Here is a 19,994-nt window from a genome sequence, read left to right as displayed (position 1 = left end):
GTCATTCCTTCCGAATGACAGGGGCTTCGGCCGTGGTGCGTTGCCTAGCCTGGAACCATGACAGAACAGCGCATTCTCGACCTTGACCGCGAACAGCTCGCCGCCCTGCGCGGGCGGGCCCTGACCCGGGCCGTGGCCGCCGCCGAGGGGCGGACCATGGTCGCCGAGGTCTTCGGCGAGCGCGCCGCGCTGTCCCCGCACCCGGACGGCCGGGGGGTGCACAACGCCGAGCTGGTCGCCGCCTTCGGCGCGGACGTCGTCGTGCTGAACCTCATCGAGCGCGCCTGGGACGGGGAGCGGCTGCGGCTGCCGGGGCTGGGCGAGTTCACGTCGTTCACGGAGCTGGCCCAGGTGATCGGCCGCCCGATCGGCGTGAACCTGGAGCCCGGCGACGTACCGGAGATCCGCCGGGCGAAGCCGGAGTACGCCAAGCGGCTGATCGACATGGGCGCGGCGATGCTGTGCATCACCGCGAACCCCGGTACGGGCGGCTCGTACGACGCGATGGCCCGGGTGACCGAGGAGCTGCGCCGCGGGCTGGGCGCCGACGCGGCCCTGTGGTCGGGCAAGATGCACCACGCCGGGCACCCGGAGCGGGTGACCACGGCCCGGCTCACCGCGCTGGTCGACGCGGGCGCCGACGGGGTCGTCATGCCGCTGCCCGGCACGCTGCCCGGGGTGACGCGGGAGCTGGCGGCCGAGGCGGTGGCGGCGGTGCAGGACGCGGGCGCGATCGTGATGGGCGCCATCGGGACGAGCCAGGAGGGCAGCCACGCGAACGTGGTCCCGCAGCTCGCCCTGAACGCGAAGGAGGCGGGCTTCGACGCCCACCACTTCGGCGACTCCTACCTCCCGGGGATGTGCGACCCCGAGGTCATGTACGCGTACTCGGTGGCCATCCGCGGCCGGCGCCACACCTGGAACCGGATGGCCCTCTCCGGCCGCCGCGCCCGTTAGGCACCCCGGGGATCAGACCTCGTAGACCTCGCCCGCCCGGGCGAGGTCCACGCGGCCCCCGTACACGGCGCGGGCGTCGGCGAGGTTGCGCCCGGCGTCGGTCCACGGCGGGATGTGGGTCAGGACGAGCCGCCCGACCCGGCCGTCACGGGCGAACTCCCCCGCCTCGCGGCCGTTGAGGTGGAGGTCGGGGATGTCCTCCTTGCCGTGCGTGAACGACGCCTCGCAGAGGAAGAGGTCGGCGTCCTCGGCCAGCAGGCCGAGTTCGGCGCAGACGCCGGTGTCGCCGGAGTACGTCAGGGAGCGCCCGCCGTGTTCGAGGCGGATGGCGTAGGACTCGATGGGGTGGGCGACGCGCTCGGTGCGGACCTGGAAGGGGCCGATCTCGAAGGTCCCGGACTTCAGGGTGCGGAAGTCGAAGACCTCGCTCATGGAGCGCTCGTCCGGGACGTCCTCGTAGGCCGTGGTCAGGCGCTTCTCGGTGCCTTCGGGGCCGTAGACGGGGATGGTCCCGCAGCGGCCGCCCTCGTGGCGGTAGTAGCGGGCGACGAAGTAGCCGCACATGTCGATGCAGTGGTCCGCGTGCAGGTGGCTGAGGAAGACGGCGTCGAGGTCGTACAGACCGCAGTGTCGCTGCAGCTCACCGAGGGCGCCGTTGCCCATGTCGAGGAGCAGCCGGAAGCCGTCGGCCTCGACGAGGTAGCTCGAGCAGGCCGATTCCGCGGAGGGGAACGAGCCGGAGCAGCCGACGACGGTGAGCTTCATGGAGACGGGAACCTCCGTGGACGGTCCGTGGACGTTACACGGATACGGGGAGGGCGACGGGGGCGTGCGTGGAGTCGAGCGTAAAGCGCGAATCGTCCCGTCGCTCCTCCGCGGCGGGCCGTTGTGGGGCAACTCACCTGCGGTGTCACCCGGTGGAGCGACGGCCCGTACACGGGTTGCCGCGTGCGGGCCGGGTACGGGCCGGCGCGGGCCGTGCGGTCGGGTGGGGACGCGGTTACGGTCGATGCATGGACACGTCCTGGTGGCCCGGGGTGGCGGCGGTGGTGGCCGTGGCCCTCGTGCTGCTGGTGGCGGGGCGGCGGATGGCGGCGGTGCGGCCGGGGCGGGCCGGGGCGGCCGCGCACGGCCCGGGGCCGGCGCCGCGGCCGGTGGCGCGCGAGTTGTGGTGCCTGGCGGACGGGCGTTCCTATCTGGTCCTGGCGGTACGGGGGCCGCGTGCGCGGGTCGCACCGGTGACCGGGAAGTACCGGGACGCCCGGCCGGGAGTGATCGCGCTGCCGCCGGGGGTGCTCGGGGCGGCGCACGGCCGGGCCGCGTTCGTGGAGGCGGACCGGGCGCGGGAGGTCTCGGTGTGGGAGCTGCGCCGGCGGGTCGGTTCCGTGGATCCCGCGGTGTGGGACCAGGTGAAGGGGCTCGGACTCGGAGGTGAGGGCCGGTGACTCGGCGGGCGGTGCGGTTGCGGCGCGTCTACGATGCCCCGGACCCGGCGGCGGACGGTGTCCGCGTGCTGGTGGACCGGCTGTGGCCGCGGGGGCTGGCGAAGGCGGTGGCCGCGGTGGACGAGTGGCCCAAGGAGCTCACCCCGTCGGCGGAGCTGCGCCGGTGGTTCCACGGTGGGGGCGGGGACTTCGAGGAGTTCCGCGAGCGGTACGAGGCGGAGCTGGCCGGGGCCGGGGCGGTGGCCGCGCTGGAGCGGCTGCGGGCCCTGGCGGAGGCCGGCCCCCTGACCCTCCTGACCGCGGTCAAGGACCCGAAGACCAGCCACGCCGCGATCCTGGCAGCCCACCTAACCCCCTGACCCTGCGCCCAGCGTTCGAGCGCCACCCCGGCAAACCGCCCGGCGTTCGAGGGCCAGCCCGGAAACCCAGCCCGCCCGGCGTTTGAGGGCCCGCCGGAGGCACGTGGGGCCTCCGGCGGCGCCTCAAACTCCCCCAGCTACCGCTGGGAGGTGCCCCCGGGCGAGGCTGGATCGGGCGGGGCCGGATTCGGCAGCGCCAGCCCGGCAAACCCAGCCCGCCCGGCGCTTGAGGGCCAGCCCGGCAAACCCAGCCTGCCCGGCGATTGAGGGCCCGCCGGAGGCATGGGGGCCTTCGGCGGGGCCCGGTCGGGTGGGGCTAGGCCCAGAGTTGGCCCTGGAGGACTTCGATGGCTTCTTCGGTCGTGGCCGCCGTGTAGACGCCCGTCGAGAGGTACTTCCAGCCGCCGTCGGCGACGACGAAGACGATGTCCGCGGACTCGCCGGCGGCCACCGCCTTGCGGCCCACCCCGATCGCCGCGTGCAACGCCGCGCCCGTGGAGACGCCGGCGAAGATGCCCTCCTGCTGGAGCAGCTCCCGGGTCCGGGTCACCGCGTCCGCGGAACCCACCGAGAAGCGGGTGGTCAGCACGGAGGCGTCGTACAGCTCCGGGACGAAGCCCTCGTCCAGGTTGCGCAGCCCGTAGACGAGGTCGTCGTAGCGCGGCTCGGCCGCGACGATCCGGACCCCCTCGACGTGTTCGCGCAGGTAGCGGCCGACGCCCATGAGCGTCCCGGTGGTACCGAGGCCCGCCACGAAGTGGGTGATGGACGGGAGGTCGGCGAGGATCTCCGGGCCGGTCGTGGCGTAGTGGGCGCCCGCGTTGTCCGGGTTGCCGTACTGGTAGAGCATCACCCAGTCCGGGTGCTCCGCCGCCAGCTCCTTGGCGACGCGGACCGCCGTGTTGGAGCCGCCCGCGGCGGGCGACGGGATGATCTCGGCTCCCCACATGGCCAGGAGGTCACGGCGCTCCTGGCTGGTGTTCTCCGGCATGACGCACACGATCCGGTAGCCCTTGAGCTTCGCCGCCATGGCGAGCGAGATGCCCGTGTTGCCGGAGGTGGGCTCCAGGATCGTGCAGCCGGGGTAGAGGCGGCCCGACTTCTCGGCCTGCTCGACCATGTGGAGCGCGGGGCGGTCCTTGATCGAGCCGGTCGGATTGCGGTCCTCCAGCTTGGCCCAGATCCGGACGTCCTCCGAGGGGGACAACCGGGGAAGCCGGACCAGCGGGGTGTTGCCGACCGCCGCCAGCGGGGAGTCGTAGCGCATTACTTCGATCCGCCGGCCACGGCCGGGAGGATGGTGACGCTGTCGCCGTCGTTCAGCTCGGTGGAGATGCCGGCGAGGAAGCGGACGTCCTCGTCGTTCAGGTACACGTTCACGAAGCGGCGCAGCTCGCCGCCCTTGGCCGCGTCGATGATGCGCTCCTGGATGCCCTTGTGCCGGGTCTCCAGGTCGGCGAAGAGGTCGCCGAGGGTGGCGCCCTCACCGGAGACGGCCTTCTCGCCGTCGGTGTAGGTGCGGAGGATGGTCGGGATGCGGACCTCGATGGCCATGGCTGGCTCCAGTCGTGAAGGAAGCGGGAAGGGCGGCGGGAAGGGCGGAGCGGGGTAGCGGTGCGGCGCGCGACGACCGCGGGCATCGCGCGGCACTGCGGTACTCAGGCAGCGGCAGGACAGATGGCACTGGCGAGGCGGCACAGGTCGACGTGCAGCCGCGCCACGAGCAGCAGCCTGCCGGGCGTCTCGATGCTCACGTCGTGGGGAACCATGCGGTCATGTTAACGATTCCCGGTCCGGCGTTTGGAGTGTGATTCCGCATCATGGACGCCATCGGCTCACATACTGGGCAGTAACCCCTCAGTAACCGGCCACGACCTGCACTTCTTCCTCCGTGATCACTCCGTCGACGATCCGGTACGACCGGAACTGGAACTCCCCGAGGCCGTCCGCGTCCGCCGTGGAGACCAGGACGTAGTGCGCGCCGGGCTCGTTCGCGTAGGTCACGTCCGTGCGCGAGGGGTAGGCCTCGGTCGCGGTGTGCGAGTGGTAGACGATCACGGGCTCCTCGTCCCGGTCGTCCAGCTCGCGGTAGAGCTTCAGCAGGTCCTTGGAGTCGAACTCGTAGAACGTGGGCGACCGCGCGGCGTTCAGCATCGGGACGAACCGCTCGGGGCGGCCGGTGCCCGCCGGACCGGCGACGATCCCGCAGGCCTCGTCCGGGTGGTCCTTGCGGGCGTGCTCGACGATCCGGTCGTACAGGTCCTGGGTGAGGGTCAGCATGAGCGAAAGGATAAACAGACGGGCCCTCCCGTACCGAGGAGTGGTACGGAAGGGCCCGGATGCTGGACAGGAGCCTTACGAGGCCTTGACGAAGGCGTCCGCGTTCGGGTTGCGGCTCTTCATCACCAGGTAGGAGACGCCGAGGATCAGACCCCACAGCGGGGCGCAGTACAGCGAGACGCGGGCGTCCTTGTCGATGCCCATCATCACGATGACCATGGCGATGAAGGCGAGCGCGAACCAGCTCGTGTACGGGGCTCCGGGCGCCCGGAAGGGGGACGCGGGCAGCTCGCCGCGGTCGGACTTGGCGCGGTAGCGGATCTGGCAGACCAGGATCATGATCCAGGCCCACATGCCGGAGATGGTGGCGAAGGAGACGACGTACTCGAAGGCCTTGCCCGGGGCGACGTAGTTGATCCAGACGCCCACCAGCATCAGCGCGGCGGAGAAGGTGGTGCCGAGGAGCGGGGTGCCGCTCTTGGTCAGCTTGGTGAAGACCTTCGGGCCCTGGCCGTTCTGCGCGAGGTCGCGCAGCATGCGGCCGGTGGAGTACATGCCCGAGTTGCAGGAGGACAGGGCGGCGGTCAGCACCACGAAGTTGACGACGGCCGCGCCGATGCCGAGGCCCATCTTCTCGAAGGCCAGCACGAAGGGGCTCTCGCCCGCCTTGAACTGGTGCCACGGGATGACCGACAGGATCATGATCAGGGCGCCGACGTAGAAGACGGCGATCCGCCACGGCACGGTGTTGATGGCCTTGGGGAGGGTCTTCTCCGGGTCCTTGGACTCACCGGCGGTGACGCCGACGAGCTCGACCGCGAGGAAGGCGAACATCACGATCTGCAGGGTCATCAGCGTCTCGCCGATGCCGTTGGGGAAGAAGCCCCGGTCGTTCCACAGGTTCGAGACGCTCGCCGTGTCGGCCGCGTCGGAGAAGCCGATGGTCAGGATGCCGGCGCAGATCAGGATCATGCCGACGATGGCGGTGACCTTGACCATCGAGAACCAGAACTCCAGCTCGCCGAAGAGCTTCACGGAGATCAGGTTGGCGCCGTAGAGGATGAGCGTGAAGATCAGCGCGAAGCCCCACTGCGGGAAGCTGCCGTCCGTCCAGAACGCCATGTACTTCGCGGCGGCGGTGACCTCGACGATGCCGGTGACCACCCAGAAGAGCCAGTAGGTCCAGCCCGTCACGTACCCCCAGAAGGGGCCCAGGAACTCCCGGGCGTAGTCCGAGAAGGAGCCCGAGACCGGGCGGTACATGAGCAGCTCGCCCAGGGCCCGCATGATGAAGAAGATGACCAGGCCGGCGATGGCGTAGGCCAGGATCAGGCTCGGGCCCGCCTTGGAGATCGCCTTTCCGGCGCCCAGGAAGAGGCCGGTGCCGATGGCTCCGCCGATGGCGATCATCTGGATCTGCCGCGCGCCGAGCGTGCGGTGGTAACCCTCGCCCGCCTCGGCTTCGCCGCCGGCCGGCTTCGTGTCGTCGTGCTCGACCTGCACAGAGGTCATGTCTTGGTGCGCCTTTCTCCACGCCGACCCGCGCCTGAGAGTGGCTGCGGACCGGATCCTCGATCCCCCCGGATACGGATGGAGTTGCACCCGGCGGTCAGCCGGTTCGAGCGAGCCGGGGAACAGGGGTGGCGTCCCGTCGGCAGTCGTGAAGATTTATCACGGCCTTACGGGCGATCGAGGCGCGAAAAGGTGACCTGCGACACGAAAAAATGCGGACAAACTCCCTGAACGCGATCAGACCACCACATGGTGGTGATCTGATCGTTATCCGGATTTGAGCGTCCGCTGAGCGAACGGAGCGCCTCGGGAGCGTGACGGGAGTACGTCGCGCGCGTGACGCGAACTCCCTCAGAGGGTCTCGATCAGCGTCTCCTGGAGGCCGCCGAGCCACAGGTACGCCATCACCATCGGCTTGCGCGGGTCGTCGTCCGGCAGCTGGAAGAGGACCGCGCTCTCGTCGTCCTCGGTGATCTCCAGCCGCGCCGCGATGGTGAGCCGCAGGTCGTTGAGCGAGCCGAGCCAGCGCAGCGGCAGCTCCCCGGTCAGCTCCAACACCGCGCCGCCGCCGGCGTCGGCGGGCTCCTCGTCCAGGCCGTCGTCGAGCGTCAGCGCGTCGAGGCTGCGTACGACGGCCAGCGCGTCCTCGCGCTTGCGGGTGCGCAGGTCGTTCTCGGTGAAGCGGCGGAACTCGGCCGCGTGGGCGCGGACTTCCTCCGGGTCGGCCCCTTCGTCGCCGCCGGGACCGCCGTAGGCGTCCGGGAAGAGCCGGGCCAACGCCGGGTCGGAGGGCGGCTCGGTGGGGCCGTCGGCGGCGAACAGGACCGCCAGCGGGTCGGCGTCCTCGGCCGGTTCGGCCGCGCCGGGGCCGATCAGCTCCAGCAGCTGGACGGCCAGCGAGCGCAGGATCTGGATCTCGATCTCGTCGAGGGCGACGGCCGCGCCGCCGCCGTCGAGCGGCACGAAGGTGCCCGTCTCGCGCTCCATCAGTTGCGGTCCTGGGAGAGGGTCGCCCACAGGCCGTAGCCGTGCATGGCCTGCACGTCGCGTTCCATCTCCTCGCGGCTGCCGCTGGAGACGACCGCCCGCCCCTTGTGGTGGACGTCGAGCATCAGTTTGTTCGCCTTGTCCTTGGAGTAGCCGAAGTACGCCTGGAACACGTACGCGACGTAGCTCATGAGATTGACGGGGTCGTTGTGCACCAGCGTCACCCAGGGGACGTCGGGCTCGGGGACCGCGAAGGTCTCCTCGGCGGATTCGGTGCGTTCGATCTCAATGGGGGCGACACTCACTCGTCCCATGCTGCCACTGCGACGGGCCCGTCGCACAAACGGGGCCTACATCTCGTCACTTTGACGAGATGTGCGCTAGCATCCGTGCCATGAACCCTGCGGACCTGGGCCTGCCGGTGGACGTGCCGTCGACAGCGCTCTTCACGGACCATTACGAGCTGACGATGCTGCAGGCCGCCCTGGCCAACGGCACCGCCGACCGGCGCTCGGTCTTCGAGGTCTTCACCCGGCGGCTGCCGGAAGGCCGGCGCTACGGAGTGTTGGCCGGAACGGGCCGGGTGCTGGACGCGGTGGAGAACTTCCGCTTCGACGCCGCCGTGCTGGAATTCCTGCGCGAGCGGGCCGTCGTCGACATGCGGACCCTGGACTGGCTGGCCTCGTACCGCTTCTCCGGCGACATCTGGGGCTACCCGGAGGGCGAGGTCTACTTCCCCGGCTCCCCGGTGCTGCGCGTCGAGGGCAGCTTCGCCGAGTGCGTGCTGCTGGAGACCGTGATCCTCTCGATCCTCAACCACGACTCGGCGATCGCCGCCGCCGCCTCCCGGATGTCCTCGGCGGCGGGCGGGCGGCCGCTGATCGAGATGGGCGCGCGGCGCACCCACGAGCTGGCCGCGGTGGCCGCGGCGCGGGCCGCGTACGTCGGCGGCTTCGCCTCCACCTCGGACCTGGCGGCGGGCTTCCGGTACGGGATCCCCACGGTGGGCACCAGCGCGCACGCCTTCACCCTGGTGCACGACAGCGAGCGGGACGCCTTCGAGGCCCAGGTGGCCTCGCTGGGCGGATCCACCACGCTGCTGGTGGACACGTACGACGTCGCCGAGGCGGTGCGGACGGCCGTCGAGGTGGCGGGGACCGGGCTCGGCGCGGTCCGCATCGACTCCGGTGACCTGCTGCTCGTCGCGCACCGGGTGCGCCAGCAGCTGGACGAGCTGGGGGCCACCGACACGCGCATCGTGGTCACCTCCGACCTGGACGAGTACGCGATCGCCTCGCTGGCCGCGGCGCCGGTGGACGCGTACGGGGTGGGGACGCAGCTGGTCACCGGCAGCGGGCACCCGACGTGCTCGATGGTCTACAAGCTGGTCGCCCGGGCCACCTCCGCCGACCCGAAGGCGGTCCTGCACCCGGTGGCGAAGAAGTCCTCCGGCGGCAAGACCTCGGTGGGCGGCCGCAAGTGGGCGGCCCGGCGGCGGGACGCCGACGGGGTGGCCGAGGCGGAGGTCGTGGGTACCGGGGCCGTGCCGTCCGCTCTGGCCGGGGAGCAGTTGCTGGTGCAGCTGGTCAAGGGCGGCGAGGTGGTCGCCCGCGAGCCGCTGGAGGCGGCGCGCGACCGCCACCGCGCGGCGCTGGCGGCCCTTCCCCTCTCCGCGACCCAGCTCTCCCGCGGCGAGGCCGTGATCCCGACCGAGTACGCCTGACCCTCCCGGGGGGGCGGCCCGGGGACGCCTCAAACGCCGGCGGGGCTGGGATGGGCCACACCCGCCCCGCCGGCGCGGCCGAGCGGGCCGAAGCGGGCCGAGGCGGGCCGAGGCGGGCCGAACCAGCCTCGCCGGCGTTTGAGGCGCCGCCGGAGGCACAGCGCGCACGCGAACCCGACCACCGGACCCCGACCGTCCCGCCCTCCGGGGGCGCCTCAAACGCCGGCAGGGCTGGGATGGGCCCAGGCCCGGGGCGCCTCAAACGCCGGCGGGGCTGGGGTGGGCCACACCAGCCTCGCCGCCGGCGCCGAAGCGGGCCGAAGCAGCCTCGCCGGCGTTTGAGGCGCCGCCGGAGGCACAGCGCGCACGCGGACCCGACCCCCGGACCCCGGCCACCGGCCGTACCGCCCTCCGGGGGCGCCTCAAACGCCGGCGAGGCTGGGATGGCCCTCGGGTTCGGGGGGCGGGGAGTGGGGAAGGGGGGCAGCGGAGGGACGGGCGGGCGGAGGCAGGGTAGAGATGTCACACCGAGCGAAGGACACCCGAACATGCACCGCGCACTGATCGTCGTCGACGTACAGAACGACTTCTGCGAGGGCGGCAGCCTCGCGGTCACCGGGGGCGCCGACGTGGCCGCCTCCATCACGGAGCTGATCGGCCAGGCCACCCCCGGCTACCGGCACGTCGTCGCCACCCGCGACCACCACATCGACCCCGGCGCGCACTTCGCCCACCCCCCGGCCGAGCCGGACTACGAGACCTCCTGGCCGGTGCACTGCGTGGCCGGGACCGAGGGCGTCGGGTTCCACCCGAACTTCGCCCCCGCCGTCGCCTCGGGCGCCGTCGCGGCCGTCTTCGACAAGGGCGCCTACGACGCCGCGTACAGCGGTTTCGAGGGCGCCGACGAGAACGGCGTCACCCTCGCGGACTGGCTGCGCGCCCGCGAGGTCACCGAGGTCGACGTGGTCGGCATCGCCACGGACCACTGCGTACGGGCGACCGCCCTGGACGCCGTCCGCGCCGGCTTCGACACCCGCGTGCTGCTCGACCTCACGGCGGGAGTGGCCCCGCACAGCACGGAGCGGGCCCTGGAGGAGCTCAGGACGGCCGGGGTGAAGCTCTCCGGCTCCCCGCACGTGACCGGCCCGTAGGACGCCCCGCAGGCCCCGCGGGGCCCGTACGCCCCACAGGGCCCACGCACAGCGGGCGCACAGGTTTTGCCCAGGCTTTGCCCAGGCCGGCCTCAGGCGCCCGGCAGCAGGGCCCTGATCGGGTGCCACAGCTCCGCGACCCGGTCGGGGGCGGCGCGCCACAGCAGGCCGTCCGGATGGTGCAGGACCGCCGTCACCTCGTCGGGCGTCGGCGGCTGCGCGTTCCCGCGCAGGTACACCGCCCGCATCCCGAGGTTCCGCAGCCTGGTCAGGGCGCGGGCCCGGTTCACGGCGTGCACCAGCACGCGGACATTTCCGCCCTCACCGGACGGTCTGGGCAGCGTGAGCGCGACCACCACGCTGCCGCCGGGCAATCGGACGAAACCTCCACCGGGCATGCTTGTCATCTCCCCCGTCAATAAGAAACTCGCACGGGCATCTAAACGCGAACGGCCGCCGCCCGCTAGAGGGCGACGGCCGATCATGCTCTGACCTGCGGTGATGCGTGTTACTTGCCGGCGGGGCCGACCGAGACCGTCATCTGGAGACCGTCGTAGGACTCCTTCTCGATCTTGATCTTGGTGTTGGTGTCAGTGACCTTCACGCTGCCGGTCGGGTTCTCGTCGTAGTAGTACTTGCCCTTGTGGTCGTCGAAGACGCCGTTACCGGCCGACGGCTTGATCCGCTGCGCGACACCGTCCTTGTGGAGGGTGATGTCGTCCGTGGAGTACCAGCTGAACGGGGCGTCGAACGGCTGGATCTTGTTGCGCATCAGGCTGCCGTCCGCCCACTTCAGCGGCTTGGCCTTCGAGTCGATCGGAAGGATCAGACCCGAACCCGGGTGCTGGCTGGTGTTGTTGTCCTTCTGGGAGGTGTCCCAGAGCCAGATCAGCAGGCCGTCCTGGTAGGCGTAGTGCTCGACCCACTGCGGACGGTCGGAGTTGGCGAAGCCGAAGTTGTACGGGCCCACCTTGAGGGTGGAGTCGTACGAGACGTAGCGGCGGTTCTCGGCCAGGTAGTACTGCGCGTACTCCTTGGTGAAGCCGGCGCCGATGCGGGAGAAGCCCTTGCCCGTCCAGCCGTTGTCGCCGTTCTCGGCGCCGTCGGTGAAGAGGGCCTGGCCGTCCGCGGTCACGGTGATGGCGTCGGCGGTGAAGCCCTTGCCGCCCGCGCCGCCGTCCGTCTGGTAGCGGAAGCGGAGGTCGATCTTCTTGCCCGCGTAGCCGTCGAGCGGGTACTTCAGGTCCTGCCAGGCGCCGGAGACGTCCGTCAGGGCCGGGTTGCCGCCCGCGTCGAGCGGGATGGCCTTGCCGTTCGCGGTGCCGGCGAGGGCGGTCCAGGTGGCGCCGCCGTCGGTGGAAGCCTCCGCGTAGAGGAAGTCGTAGTCCTTCTCGATGTCCCACCAGCCCTTGAGGGACAGGGCCGCGGAGGACTTGCCGGTCAGGTCGACCGGGCGCGAGAGGGTGTTCTTGAGGTCGTCACCCATGTTGCTCCACCACTGGCTGGCGCCTTCGGCGGGAGCGACGATGTCCGTCTTGACCTGCTTCGCGGGCAGGTCGACGATCAGGGCCTGCTTGTCCTTGGTGTTGTACTCCGACACACCCAGCTTGTGGGTGGACTTCGTCGCCGCCTTGGCCCGGTCGTAGTTCAGCCAGCCGAGCTGGTACTTGTCCCAGGCCGTCATGTCGCCCGGGAGGTCGCCTATGGAGTCCTTGCCCTGGCCGAGCCAGGAGCCCGCCGACATCAGGGACCAGAAGCCGACCGAGTTCTCGCCGCCGCCGGAGGTGTCGTACAGGTCCGGGAGGCCGAGGTCGTGGCCGTACTCGTGCGCGAAGACGCCGAGGCCGCCGTTCTCGGGCTGCATCGTGTAGTCGCCGACCCAGATGCCGGTGTTGCCGATCTGGGTGCCGCCGGCCTTGTTGTTCGCCGGGCCGGTCTTGCCCGCGTCGGTGCCGTAGGCGTACCAACGGTGCGCCCACAGGGCGTTGGTGCCCTGCACGCCGCCGCCGGCCGACTCGTCCTCGCCCGCGTGGACGATCTGGAAGTGGTCGATGTAGCCGTCGGGCTCGTTGAAGTTGCCGTCGCCGTCGAAGTCGTTGCGGTCCCACTGGTCGTACTGCGCCAGCTGGGCCTTGATCTCGGCGTCGGTCTTGCCGGCCTTCTTCTGGGCGTCGGCCCAGGCGGTGACGCCGTCGCGGACGGTGTCCCAGACGTTGGAGCAGTTGGTCTGACCGCAGTAGTTCGAGCCGTAACGGGCCTCGTTGTACGGGATCTTGACCCAGTCCTGGACCTGGCCCTCGACCGAGTAGCGACCCGAGGAGGTCTTCTCGTAGTAGGTCTTCAGCGAGTTCTTGCCCTGGCCCGTACCGAAGTACAGGTCCTGGAAGTAGTCGCGGCTGAAGTCCTTGCGCCAGGCGGTGCTGTTGTTCTTCGCGCGGTCGGGCTGCGCGATCTGGTTGTGCGCCGGGCCGGGGTTGCCGCCGTACTTCTGCACGGGGGGCTTCGGGCCGTCGGCGCCGTCCGGGTCGAACATGGTGGTGCTGTCCACCTGGTCGCCGAAGTCGACGAGGATCGTGAAGATCTTGTCGGTCTTCTCGCGGCCCAGCTCGACGTACTTCTTGTCGTCGAGCTTGACGACCTTCGACGCGCCACGCTGCTCGACGTTGGTCTTGCCCGACAGCACCTGCTCCAGGGCGGCCTTGCGGGCCTGCTCCTGCTGCTTGCTGAACGGACCGTCGAGGTTGTGGTTGACCGAGTTGGCCGGAGCCGTCGGGTCCTGATGAACGGCCGCCGCGACGGGCGCGGGGGCCACGGGGCCCGACGCGGTCGCAGTGGTGAAGGCTGCGCCGCTGGCGGCGCACGCGGCGATGGTCACGGCGACAGCCGTGGCGCGCAGCGCCCGCCTTCTGGCGGAGTCTGAGTTGCTGGTCACTTGATGTCGTTCCCCTCCCGCGGCCGCCAGGACGTTCGGAACGTCTCCATCGGAGCGGGGGGTTCCGCGCGGCACGCGTCTCAAGTGACGACATTTGACCGGAGTAACGCGAGAAAAGACAGACCTTGACTTGTTCCCTACAACTGCACTATGCGGTCAGGGAGTTCCGTTATTCGGACGTTCCCCTGCCATACCGGACGAACGGTGCTTCCCGCCCGCGCCCGCGCCCCCTCATCTCGGGCCAACGCATGACTCCGTGCGCCCCCCGTGCTCCGGGAGACCGGTGCCAAGGGGTTAGGACACGCTTACCGTTGGTCAGGCTCGGGCATCCCCCGTCGTAGAGTTCCCTCCCTCCTTGAGGACGGATACCGCCATGCCGCGACCGACCGCCGTTCAGCTCACTTCCGGTTCCGTCACCGTCGTCGTGTCGACGATCGCCATGCTGCTGCTCTCGCAGACGAGCACGGGCCTCGGCGTCGCGGTCATCTCCGCCGCGGCCCTCGCCCTCGGCCTGCTCGTCGCCCTCACCGTGCCCATGCCGAAGCGGCGGCGCCGTGGATCCGACACCGCCGTGGACGCGCCGACGGCCGCCCGGGTCCCCTCACCCCGGACGGCCGCCGCCGAACATTCCGTGCACCACTAGGGCCTGTTGACGCCTACCCGGCCGAGCTGACCACCACGGTCTTGGCGACCTTGTCGTGCCACGCCTGCTTGTACGGCTTGTCGATGAGCATCGAGATGACGAGCGCGATCGGCCACAGGCAGAAGCAGCAGAGCAGCGTCGGCAGCCAGAGCACGGCGGCGCGGGACAGCGCGGCGTTGGACGGCGGGACGCTGCCGTCGTTCAGCATGGCCACGCGCACGCTCATCATCCTCTTGCCGATGGTCTGACCGTTCTTCTTGGTCATGAACCAGTCGTAGCCGACGTAGGCGAGGATCCCGATCAGCGTCCAGATCAGACCGCTGCCGCTGTAGGACCTGACGACGACGTCGCTGATGTCGTCGCCCTTGCTGGTGTCGACGACGTAGCGCTTGCTGCTGAAGATCCACTGCAAGAGGTACAGCGGCACGCTGATGATCAGCAGGTCGATGACGCGGGCCGCGAGCCGCTTGCCGAAGTCCGCGAGCGGAGGCATCCCGGCGAGCGGGTCGGGCATGCCGTAGCCGCCCCCGCCGTACGGCCCGCCGCCGCCGTAGGGCGGCGGGGGCGGGGGCGGATATCCGCCTCCACCGGGCGGGCTCCCGCCGTAGGGTCCGCCGCCCTGCGGCGGGGTGGGCCCGCCGGGCGGCGGTGAGCCGTACGGCGAGCCGCCCGACGGCGGCGTCGGCTGCTGGGGCTTCTTGAGGAACGGGTCGTCCTCGGGCGACGGGCCCGGCGGCGGCTGGTCGGTGCTCATGGCCCGAGTCGAACCCGGCCGCGCACCCCCCGCAATGCGACCGCGTCCGTTCGGGCGAGACGCCCGGCCGAACGGGCCCTCAGCGGACCACGTACGTCCCCGCCGCCCGGTCGTGCCAGCCCTGCCGGCGCGCCCGGTCGCCCAGGCACCGCAGCGAGCCGGGCAGGCCCAGCAGCGCGAACACCAGCCACCGGCGCAGCGCCGCGGCGAAGGACGGCGGGCGCCGGGTCGCGACCGAGAGCACCCTGACCCCGAACAGCTTCTTGCCCAACGTGCGCCCCCACCGCGCGGTCGGCAGCACCTCGCAGAAGACGCCGAAGAGCAGTACGGCACCGAGTACGACGCCCAGGTAGCCGGCGGTGGTCCCGTCGAGCAGCCACACCGTGACGGTGCGCCCGCTCCCCCGGGCCGCCTCCACCTTGGCGTCCAGGTGCGCGGTGACGGCCGGCACGAGGGGCTGGGCCACGGCCACCGCGACGGCGCCCAGCACCACCGAGTCCACGGCCCGCGCGAGCAGTCGGCGGACCGGACCGGCGGGGCGCGCGGCCCGCTCGGCCATCCGCTCGAAGACGGCGTGATCGGTGCGCCGGGGGGCACGGACCGCGTCCTCGGCCGGCGCCGGCGCCGGCGCAGCGGCGGCGGTCGCGGGAACGGGCGCGGCGGCCGCGGGCGCTGGCGCGGGCGCGGCGACGGGCTCGGGGGCCGGGTCGGGAGCGGGCGCCACGGCGGTGCGGGCGGGGGCCGGCGGGGCCGCGGGGGCGCCGCGACTGCCCTGCGGTTCGGGCCAGTCGGGGACCGGGGCGGCGGGCGCCGCGGGCGCGGTGGGCGCGGCCGGCGCCACCGGTGACCTCGCCGAGAGGATGCCGACGCCGTCGAAGGTCCCGACCGGGGCGGCGGGCGGCGCGGGGGCGCGGCCGATCCGGACCCCGGAGGCGGAGGCGCGGACGGCCGCCGGTTCGCGCACCGACTCCCAGCGCGGCTCCGGGAACGGCTCCGGGTGGGATTCCGGTTGTGCCTCGATGAGCGGCTCGGGGCGGCTCCGGCCGAGCGAGACACCACCCGGACGGGATGCGGCGTGCGCGTGCTCGGACTCTCCCTGGCCCCAGGAAACCATCTGGTCACGGGGGCCGCCGAAGCCCGCCTGGTGGACCGGGTCGGCCTGCCAGCGCACCGGATCGGGCTCTGGCGCCCGTACCGGATCCGGCTGCGCGGTGGATTCCGGTTCGCGACAGGCGGCGGTCAGGGAGGTCTCGTCGAGGAAGACCGGGCCGGTCTCCTCCGCGGGCGCGGGGCGGCTCGTACCGGGAACCCAGGACCCGCCGTTCCAGTACCGGACGTACCCGGGGATGGACGGGTCGGGGTAGTACCCCTCGCGGGCCGCGTGCCCGCCGTCTCCAGGGGAGGCCGTCAATGTCCCCAACTCCGTTCGTGGCGCGAGGCATGTGCAGGGGAGGACCATAGCCAAGAACCGCGGTGCCGCAGGGCGGGTAACGCAAGAGTGCAGCCCTTCGGGCGAACCTCGTCCCATGCGCCTGCTTTCGGTCAACCGATGGTTTTCGGCCATCCTTCGGAACGTTCGCGGAAGTCGCGTCATCGTCGCGTGCCGGCGCGCTCTCTCCGGGTGCGGGGTCGGACACCGGCCCCGCACGAGGCGAAGCGAAGCGAAGTGAGGCTGCCATGCACTACCCCGTCATCGAGCGCGAGCTGGAACTGCGACTGGTCCTGTCCCCCGAGCGCGGCATCTGCGTGCCCGCCAAGCTGTCCTACCGCGCGGCCGACCCGTACGCGGTCCACATCACCTTCCACACCGGCACCAGCGCGCCGGTCAACTGGACCTTCGCCCGGGAGCTGCTCGTGGAGGGCGTCTTCCGCCCCAGCGGCCACGGCGACGTCCGGATCTGGCCCACCAAGATCGAGGGGCGCAGCGTGCTCTGCATGGCGCTCAGCTCCCCGGACGGGGACGCCCTGCTGGAGGCGCCGTCCGGGGCGGTGTCGGCCTGGCTGGAGCGCACCTTGCGGATGGTGCCGCCCGGCACCGAGGCCGAACGCCTGGGCCTGGACGACGCGTTGGCCGCGCTGCTCGCGCCGACCCCGGCCGATGACCTGTGGATGCGCGACCCCTGGCCCTCCGACGAGTCCGCGGACGGCGACGTGTGAGCGGGGCCGCCGAGCGGCGGCGGGGGCCCGCTCCCGCCTCAGAACAGCTTGCCGGGGTTGAGCAGGCCCAGCGGGTCGAAGGCCCGCTTGACCGCGCGCTGCACCTCCATGCCGACCGGCCCCAACTCGCGGGCCAGCCACTCCTTCTTCAGCACGCCGACCCCGTGTTCGCCGGTGATCGTGCCGCCCAGCGCCAGGCCCAGCGCCATGATCTCGTCGAAGGACCGGCGGGCCCGGGCGGTCTCGTCGGCGTCCGCCGGGTCGAAGCAGACCACGGGGTGCGTGTTGCCGTCGCCCGCGTGCGCGCACACCCCGATGGTGAGGTCGTGCGCCCGGGCGATCTCCGCGGTGCCGTCCAGCATCTCGGCGAGGCGCGAGCGGGGCACGCACACGTCGTCGATCATCGTGGCCGGGCGCAGGGTGTCGAGCGCGGTCAGGGCCATCCTGCGGGCCTGCAGCAGCAGTTCGGACTCGGCCTCGTCGTCGGCCGGTACGACGGCGCTCGCGCCGGCCGCCGTGCACAGCGCGCCGACGGCCGCGAGGTCGGCGGGCGCGTCGGGGGTGTCGAAGGCCGCGAGGAGCAGCGCCTCGGTGGTCTCGGGCAGGCCCATCGTGCCGAGCGCGTTGACGGCGCGGACCGTCGTGCGGTCCATCAGTTCCAGCAGCGAGGGCGTCAGCCCGGCCTCCATGACCGCGCAGACGGCCGCGCAGGCCGCGGCGGCCGAGGGGAACTCGGCGGCGAGCGCGAGCTGGCGCGGCGGCGCGGGGCGCAGCGCGAGGACGGCCTGCACGACGACGCCCAGGGTGCCCTCGGAGCCGACGAAGAGCCGGGTCAGGTCGTAACCGGCGACGCCCTTGGCGGTACGCCGTCCCGTGCGCAGCAGCCGCCCGTCGGCCAGGACCACGTCCAGCCCGAGCACGTACTCGGCGGTGACCCCGTACTTGACGCAGCACAGGCCGCCCGAGGCGGTGCCGATGTTGCCGCCGATCGTGCACTGTTCCCAGCTGGAGGGGTCGGGCGGGTAGTACAGGCCGCGCTCCGCGACGGCGCGCGAGAGCACGGCGTTGACCACGCCCGGTTCCACGACGGCGAGCCGGTCGACCGCGTCGATCTCCAGGATCCGGTCCATGGCGGTCAGCGAGAGCACGATGCAGCCGTCGGAGGCGTTGGCCGCGCCCGACAGGCCCGTGCGGGCGCCCTGCGGGACGACGGGGACCCGTAGCTCCGTCGCGGTGCGCATCACGTGCTGGACCTGTTCGACCGTGCGGGGCAGGACCACGGCGGCCGGGGTGCCGGCCGCGCAGAAGCCCGCCATGTCGGTCGCGTACCCGGAGGTCACCTCGGGGTCGGTGATCAGGGCCGCGGCCGGCAGCCCCGCGTGCAGGCGTGCCAAGAGATCGTCCATGGGGCCAGCGTGGCACCCGCCGCCATCGGTGTGAACCCGGGCGCGACCCTCTTCGGACACCTCCGCGCGCTCTTCATATTGACGCACAGTGACCCCATGGACGAGGAATCGCGCCCCGCGCCACCCGTGACCTTCACCGGCCGCAAGACGCTCGTGCCGGCCGTCGTCGCCGTGGTCCTGATCGTCGGGGCCCTGGTGATCCGGCCGGTCGAGAACGGCGACGACGCCCGACCGCCCGGGCCCAGCGAGCGGGCCGCCTCCGCGGTCGGCATGGGCGCGCCCGCCTCCGCGGTCGACCTGAGCGCGCTGATCGCCGACCGGGAGAAGTGGGTGGCCGCGCACGCCGACGACGACGGCTCGTGGGCGGTGCTGGGGGCGGCGTACCTGGAGCAGGCGCGGCGCACCGGCGACACGCTGTGGTGTCCCAAGGCGGAGCGGGCGCTGAAGCGTTCGCTGGAGCTGCGGCCCGCGGAGAAGGGCAACTTCGACGCGATGACGGGCATGGGCGCCCTGGCGGTGGCCCGGCGGGACTACGGGACCGCGAAGAAGTGGGGCGAGCTGGTGCGGGCGCAGTCGCCCAAGCGCTGGACGGCGTACCCGGTGCTCGTGGACGCCTACAGCGGGCTGGGCGACTACAAGGCCGCCGAGAAGGCGATGAACGAGCTGCTGGAGCTGCGGCCGGGACTGGCGGCCTTCACCCGGGCCGCGCAGGTCTACCGGGACCACGGCTGGCGCGAGGACGCGGTGGCCGCGATGGCGAACGCGTCGGGCGCGGCGAAGGCGCCGGTGGAGAAGGCGTACGTGCTGGACCGGATGGGCGACCTGTCCTGGGAGCGCGGCGACGCGGGCGAGGCACTGCGGATGTTCGAGGGCGCGCTGCGCACCGATCCGGGGCAGGCGGAGGCGCTGGGCGGGCGGGCGCGGGCGCTGGCCTCGCTGGGGCGTGCGGGCGAGGCGGTGCGGGACTACCGGATGGCGCTGGGCCGGGCGCCGGTGCCGCGCCTCGCGCTGGAGCTGGGCGAGCTGCTGGAGTCGCTCGGCCGGACGGAGGAGGCGCGCACGCCGTACGAGCTGCTGGGCTCGCTGGCTTCGAGGGGCGTGGCGAACGGGGTCTCGGACGAGGTGACGCTCGGCCTGTACGAGGCGGACCACGGCGATCCGGCGGCGGCGGTGCGGCGGCTGACGGCCGAGTGGAGCCGGCACAAGAACCTGCAGGTGGCGGACGCCCTGGGGTGGGCGCTGCACCGGACCGGGGACGACGCGGCGGCGCTGGAGTACGCGAAGAAGGCGACCGAGCTGGGGCTGCGGAGCGCGGACTTCTCCTACCACCGGGGACAGATCGAGCGGGGCCTGGGCGACGTGGCGGCGGCCCGCCGTCACTTCCAGGACGCGCTGCGGACCAACCCGCGGTTCTCGCCGCTGCGGGGGCCGCAGGCGAAGGAGGCGCTGGACGCGGTGGGCCAGCCCGCGGCCGGCGGGCCGGAGAACATGCAGCCGAAGGGGCCGTGGGTGGCTCCGGTGATGCCGAAGCCGTCGGCGAAGGCCTCCCCGTCGCCTTCGCCGTCGGCCCGCTGACCCCTCCGACGCACGCGCGGCGGGGGGGGGGGGGGGGGGGGGGGGGGGGGGGGGGGGGGGGGGGGGGGGGGGGGGGGGGGGGGGGGGGGGGGGGGTGGGGGGGGGGGGGGGGG

General features: G+C 72.3%; 21 protein-coding genes. 8 read left to right on the top strand and 13 right to left on the bottom strand.

All coding sequences use genetic code 11. From position 1 onward, the window contains the following. Nucleotides 1-57: 57 nt before the first annotated feature. On the top strand, nt 58-957 hold the full coding sequence (locus ACZ4UB_RS35210) for a DUF7916 family protein (protein WP_468076671.1): 900 nt from the start codon (nt 58-60) through the stop codon (nt 955-957). Between the two features lie 12 nt (nt 958-969). Here the strand turns inward: ACZ4UB_RS35210 and ACZ4UB_RS35205 are convergent, their stop codons facing one another. Next, nucleotides 970-1,722 carry an MBL fold metallo-hydrolase gene (locus tag ACZ4UB_RS35205; RefSeq protein WP_468076669.1) on the bottom strand — a complete coding sequence of 251 codons (753 nt, stop codon included), beginning with the start codon at nt 1,720-1,722 and terminating at the stop codon, nt 970-972. Nucleotides 1,723-1,970: 248 nt separating this feature from the next. Here ACZ4UB_RS35205 and ACZ4UB_RS35200 point away from each other — a divergent pair, with 248 nt between their 5' ends. Then, nucleotides 1,971-2,402 carry a hypothetical protein gene (locus ACZ4UB_RS35200; RefSeq protein ID WP_468076667.1) on the top strand — a complete coding sequence of 144 codons (432 nt, stop codon included), beginning with the start codon at nt 1,971-1,973 and terminating at the stop codon, nt 2,400-2,402. Beyond that, a complete protein-coding gene (locus ACZ4UB_RS35195) occupies nt 2,399-2,761 on the top strand; it encodes a DUF488 domain-containing protein (protein WP_468076666.1) in 363 nt (120 codons plus the stop codon). The genes ACZ4UB_RS35200 and ACZ4UB_RS35195 overlap by 4 nt, the downstream gene beginning before the upstream one ends. Nucleotides 2,762-3,077: 316 nt before the next feature. Here the strand turns inward: ACZ4UB_RS35195 and ACZ4UB_RS35190 are convergent, their stop codons facing one another. The 7 genes from ACZ4UB_RS35190 to clpS all read right to left on the bottom strand — a co-directional run bounded on the left by ACZ4UB_RS35190 (nt 3,078) and on the right by clpS (nt 7,854). Beyond that, a complete protein-coding gene (locus tag ACZ4UB_RS35190; RefSeq protein WP_354384421.1) occupies nt 3,078-4,028 on the bottom strand; it encodes a PLP-dependent cysteine synthase family protein in 951 nt (316 codons plus the stop codon). Next, nucleotides 4,028-4,315 carry a MoaD/ThiS family protein gene (locus tag ACZ4UB_RS35185; protein WP_354384420.1) on the bottom strand — a complete coding sequence of 96 codons (288 nt, stop codon included), beginning with the start codon at nt 4,313-4,315 and terminating at the stop codon, nt 4,028-4,030. The genes ACZ4UB_RS35190 and ACZ4UB_RS35185 overlap by 1 nt, the downstream gene beginning before the upstream one ends. Nucleotides 4,316-4,419: 104 nt before the next feature. Continuing rightward, the gene (locus ACZ4UB_RS35180) at nt 4,420-4,530 is read right to left on the bottom strand and encodes a putative leader peptide (RefSeq protein WP_330330664.1); all 111 of its coding nucleotides are present in this window, start codon (nt 4,528-4,530) and stop codon (nt 4,420-4,422) included. A gap of 88 nt (nt 4,531-4,618) precedes the next feature. Continuing rightward, nucleotides 4,619-5,041 (bottom strand): M67 family metallopeptidase, encoded by a 423-nt coding sequence (locus ACZ4UB_RS35175; RefSeq protein ID WP_354384419.1) that lies wholly within the window; start codon nt 5,039-5,041, stop codon nt 4,619-4,621. A 75-nt stretch (nt 5,042-5,116) separates the two neighbouring features. Then, nucleotides 5,117-6,553, bottom strand: a complete 1,437-nt coding sequence (locus tag ACZ4UB_RS35170; protein ID WP_354384418.1) for an amino acid permease — start codon at nt 6,551-6,553, stop codon at nt 5,117-5,119. A 351-nt stretch (nt 6,554-6,904) separates the two neighbouring features. Further along, entirely contained in the window at nt 6,905-7,540 is a 636-nt protein-coding gene (locus ACZ4UB_RS35165; RefSeq protein ID WP_468076663.1) for a DUF2017 domain-containing protein, read from the bottom strand. Continuing rightward, nucleotides 7,540-7,854 (bottom strand): ATP-dependent Clp protease adapter ClpS, encoded by a 315-nt coding sequence (gene clpS / locus ACZ4UB_RS35160; RefSeq protein ID WP_354384416.1) that lies wholly within the window; start codon nt 7,852-7,854, stop codon nt 7,540-7,542. The genes ACZ4UB_RS35165 and clpS overlap by 1 nt, the downstream gene beginning before the upstream one ends. A gap of 80 nt (nt 7,855-7,934) precedes the next feature. Between clpS and ACZ4UB_RS35155 the strand changes: the two genes are divergently transcribed. Further along, nucleotides 7,935-9,263 carry a nicotinate phosphoribosyltransferase gene (locus ACZ4UB_RS35155; protein WP_354384415.1) on the top strand — a complete coding sequence of 443 codons (1,329 nt, stop codon included), beginning with the start codon at nt 7,935-7,937 and terminating at the stop codon, nt 9,261-9,263. Nucleotides 9,264-9,811: 548 nt separating this feature from the next. Continuing rightward, nucleotides 9,812-10,414: a nicotinamidase gene (locus ACZ4UB_RS35150; protein ID WP_468076660.1), complete on the top strand. Its 603-nt coding sequence runs from the start codon at nt 9,812-9,814 to the stop codon at nt 10,412-10,414. Between the two features lie 92 nt (nt 10,415-10,506). Here the strand turns inward: ACZ4UB_RS35150 and ACZ4UB_RS35145 are convergent, their stop codons facing one another. Then, nucleotides 10,507-10,812, bottom strand: coding sequence for a hypothetical protein (locus ACZ4UB_RS35145; protein ID WP_354384413.1), 306 nt, complete (start codon nt 10,810-10,812; stop codon nt 10,507-10,509). 110 nt (nt 10,813-10,922) lie between these two features. Then, nucleotides 10,923-13,283 carry an immune inhibitor A domain-containing protein gene (locus ACZ4UB_RS35140; RefSeq protein ID WP_468076732.1) on the bottom strand — a complete coding sequence of 787 codons (2,361 nt, stop codon included), beginning with the start codon at nt 13,281-13,283 and terminating at the stop codon, nt 10,923-10,925. A gap of 436 nt (nt 13,284-13,719) precedes the next feature. Here ACZ4UB_RS35140 and ACZ4UB_RS35135 point away from each other — a divergent pair, with 436 nt between their 5' ends. After that, nucleotides 13,720-13,989 carry a hypothetical protein gene (locus tag ACZ4UB_RS35135; RefSeq protein ID WP_468076658.1) on the top strand — a complete coding sequence of 90 codons (270 nt, stop codon included), beginning with the start codon at nt 13,720-13,722 and terminating at the stop codon, nt 13,987-13,989. Between the two features lie 13 nt (nt 13,990-14,002). Here ACZ4UB_RS35135 and ACZ4UB_RS35130 read toward each other — a convergent pair whose 3' ends face one another. Next, nucleotides 14,003-14,743 (bottom strand): RDD family protein, encoded by a 741-nt coding sequence (locus ACZ4UB_RS35130; protein WP_354384411.1) that lies wholly within the window; start codon nt 14,741-14,743, stop codon nt 14,003-14,005. 79 nt (nt 14,744-14,822) lie between these two features. Continuing rightward, nucleotides 14,823-16,154, bottom strand: coding sequence for an RDD family protein (locus ACZ4UB_RS35125; protein ID WP_468076656.1), 1,332 nt, complete (start codon nt 16,152-16,154; stop codon nt 14,823-14,825). A 266-nt stretch (nt 16,155-16,420) separates the two neighbouring features. Here ACZ4UB_RS35125 and ACZ4UB_RS35120 point away from each other — a divergent pair, with 266 nt between their 5' ends. Then, on the top strand, nt 16,421-16,900 hold the full coding sequence (locus ACZ4UB_RS35120; protein WP_468076654.1) for an SsgA family sporulation/cell division regulator: 480 nt from the start codon (nt 16,421-16,423) through the stop codon (nt 16,898-16,900). A gap of 38 nt (nt 16,901-16,938) precedes the next feature. On the opposite strand, the gene ACZ4UB_RS35115 is transcribed toward ACZ4UB_RS35120, so the two are convergent. After that, nucleotides 16,939-18,306 carry an FAD-binding oxidoreductase gene (locus tag ACZ4UB_RS35115; RefSeq protein WP_468076651.1) on the bottom strand — a complete coding sequence of 456 codons (1,368 nt, stop codon included), beginning with the start codon at nt 18,304-18,306 and terminating at the stop codon, nt 16,939-16,941. Between the two features lie 96 nt (nt 18,307-18,402). Between ACZ4UB_RS35115 and ACZ4UB_RS35110 the strand changes: the two genes are divergently transcribed. Further along, nucleotides 18,403-19,881, top strand: coding sequence for a tetratricopeptide repeat protein (locus ACZ4UB_RS35110; protein WP_468076649.1), 1,479 nt, complete (start codon nt 18,403-18,405; stop codon nt 19,879-19,881). The last annotated feature ends 113 nt before the right edge of the window (nt 19,882-19,994 follow it).

It is taken from the genome of Streptomyces sp. NPDC028419 (assembly GCF_055565515.1).
Note: the sequence above shows the minus strand (reverse complement) of the source record. Positions and strands in the feature narration are given on the sequence as shown.